The sequence below is a fragment of the Anaeromicropila populeti genome (assembly GCF_900112775.1).
GTDB lineage: Bacteria > Bacillota > Clostridia > Lachnospirales > Lachnospiraceae > Anaeromicropila_A > Anaeromicropila_A populeti.
In genome coordinates, this window is the sequence record NZ_FOYZ01000037.1 from 1 (window position 1) to 2,498 (window position 2,498).

The following is a 2,498-nucleotide window of genomic DNA, read 5'->3' on the forward strand; positions in this document are numbered from 1 at the left end:
ATGATTAAGAGGCAACAATACTATGCCTCCTTACAGGATGCGGCATAGGTCGAACATCCTTGTGAAAAAAGTGTAAAGAGATATTGACAATATCAACCGTAAAGCCGAGGTTTTCAAGATTCTGTGTCATTTGTACTGCGCCCCAGCGGTCGAAAGCAATTTCTCGAATGTTATATTTTGTACCGAGTTCTTCAATAAACGATTCAATGAAGCCGTAATGTACTACGTTACCCTCGGTGGTTTGTAGGAATCCTTGCTTTTTCCACACATCGTAGTTTACGTGATCACGCCGTACCCGCAAATCGATGTTATCCTCCGGTATCCAGAAGAATGGTAGAACTGTGTATTTATCCGCTTCATCTTCCGGTGGGAACACCAGAACAAACGCTGTTATATCCGTACTACTTGAGAGGTCAAGTCCGCCGTAGCAAACGCGTCCTCGCAATAATTCCGGATCAACTGCAAAAGCGCAGGCATCCCATTTGTCCATTGGCATCCAGCGCACAGCCTGTTTTACCCATTGATTGAGCCGAAGCTGTCTGAAGCTGTTCTCTTCAGCAGGATTCTGTCTTGCTGATTCAAATGCTGCTTTAACCTTATCCATGCTGACGGTGATTCCCAAAGATGGATTTGCTTTCTTCCACACTTTTGGATCTGTCCAGTCATCCTCGGGATCGGCCCCATATATAACGGGGTAGAAGGTGGGATCGTTTTTTCTGCCATTTATAATATCCAGGGCCTTCTGGTGTACCTCCCAGCAGATACTATTCTGGTTGTCCCCAGCAGTAGTTATAAGGAAATACAGTGGTTGCATTCTTGCATCACCACTGCCTTTAGTCATAACGTCGTACAGCTTTCGGTTAGGTTGGGTATGAAGTTCATCAAACACCACACCATGTGTGTTGAAGCCGTGCTTGTTGCCTACGTCAGCTGAAAGCACCTGATAAATACTGCCTGTCGGCTGATAGATGAGCCGCTTCATTGAGTCGAGGATTTTCACTCGCTTTGACAGAGCCGGGCACATCCGTACCATATCCGCCGCAACGTTAAAAACGATGGATGCCTGGTTGCGATCAGCAGCACATCCGTAAACCTCGGCGCGTTCCTCGTTATCTCCGCAAGTGAGCAACAGGGCAACAGCCGCCGCAAGCTCACTTTTTCCCATCTTCTTAGGTATTTCTACATAAGCTGTGTTGAACTGCCGGTAGCCATTCGGCTTCAGAGTTCCGAATACATCACGAATTATCCTCTCCTGCCAATCGATTAGTTCAAAAGGCTTTCCCGCCCACGTGCCTTTGGTATGTGAGAGGGCTTCGATAAAAGCAACGGCATAATCGGCGGAGGATTTATCATAGATGGAATCAGCCGACTTAAACCGGGTTGGTGTGTATTTCTTGAGTTTTCGTATATCCGCCGCCTCCTTCCGAGCATAAAAATAGACCTGCATTAAGCAAGCCTTCCAAATCTATCTGTACGAGAAACAGAGCCGTTTTCGGCACTGTTCTCTGTGTTTAGTTATTTATCTCTTCGCCCGTCAGAATAAAACGGGCATATGCACCAGTGTTATCAGCAAGGTAAACAAGCAACTCAGCGTATCCCTCTCTCATAGCAATTTCCTGCACCTTCGGCACATCGAACATGTTTGTTTCACCTGTTGCGTGGATGGCGAGAATCTGCTCCTTTATCTTCTTATCCATTTATGTCCTCCTTAGAATCCTCGACAGCCTCTTTCAGAATGCTGATGTCGAAGTCCGCACTCTTGTAGCCCTCTAAAATAACGCTGTAATAATAACAGCTTGGAGTACCAAGTGGTCGACCTTCATTCATGATGTACACCATAGTTTCTACGTTCTTTTTTCCAAGTCTGACTTTGACTTTTTCCTTTCGGTAGAGGAACGGAAACCCCTCGTAACGATCGAGTGCCGCTTCGTCAGCCGGGGTAATTTCCCACAGCAGGCATGGCACTGTCTTACCCTTAAAAGGTTCCACGGTCGCCACAGAGCCGCCGTGTGCCCCTCGAAACAATAACTGGTAGTCCTTCAAAACTACCGGCCCGACAGGTTTTGCTGTGGGGCAACGGTGCGCCATTTGCTCAAGGTTGAGATTTGAGCCATAGGCGAGATAGAATGTTTTATTCATTGTCTTTGTCCTCCTTATTTTTGCGGGGCAACCGTTCAGGCTGCCCGAAATCGCCAAGCCGCCGAGCCGTCCAGGTGGGCGGTCAAGTGCTCCCGGCAGTTTGCGAATTCCTCGCCGATGAAACCGATGCGATTGAGGTAGGTCCGCATTGCGAACTTTTCATTTTCAGCCTGCGGTTTCTTTGCCGAGGCGCATTTCTGTGTGAGTGCCTGGTTGTTGAGAGCAAGAGCGAGAACAATGTAGCTTCTTATCTTACCTGCGTGTAGTGGATTGTCAACACTTTTTTATACAATTTTTATTCGGTCATTTTAGATAAACGATATTCTACTGGAGTCATATAATTTAAGGCTCCATGAATA

General features: G+C 46.9%; 2 protein-coding genes and 1 pseudogene. All 3 read right to left on the minus strand.

What is annotated here, in order from left to right; translation table 11 throughout:
• Positions 1-94 precede the first annotated feature (94 nt).
• Positions 95-1,447 (minus strand): annotated as a pseudogene (locus tag BM305_RS18640) (terminase large subunit); the annotation flags it as partial.
• Positions 1,448-1,511: 64 nt separating this feature from the next.
• Positions 1,512-1,697 (minus strand): DUF5049 domain-containing protein, encoded by a 186-nt coding sequence (locus BM305_RS18645; RefSeq protein WP_092564492.1) that lies wholly within the window; start codon positions 1,695-1,697, stop codon positions 1,512-1,514.
• A complete protein-coding gene (locus BM305_RS18650; RefSeq protein WP_092564495.1) occupies positions 1,690-2,139 on the minus strand; it encodes a gamma-glutamylcyclotransferase family protein in 450 nt (149 codons plus the stop codon). The genes BM305_RS18645 and BM305_RS18650 overlap by 8 nt, the downstream gene beginning before the upstream one ends.
• Between the last annotated feature and the right edge of the window lie 359 nt (positions 2,140-2,498).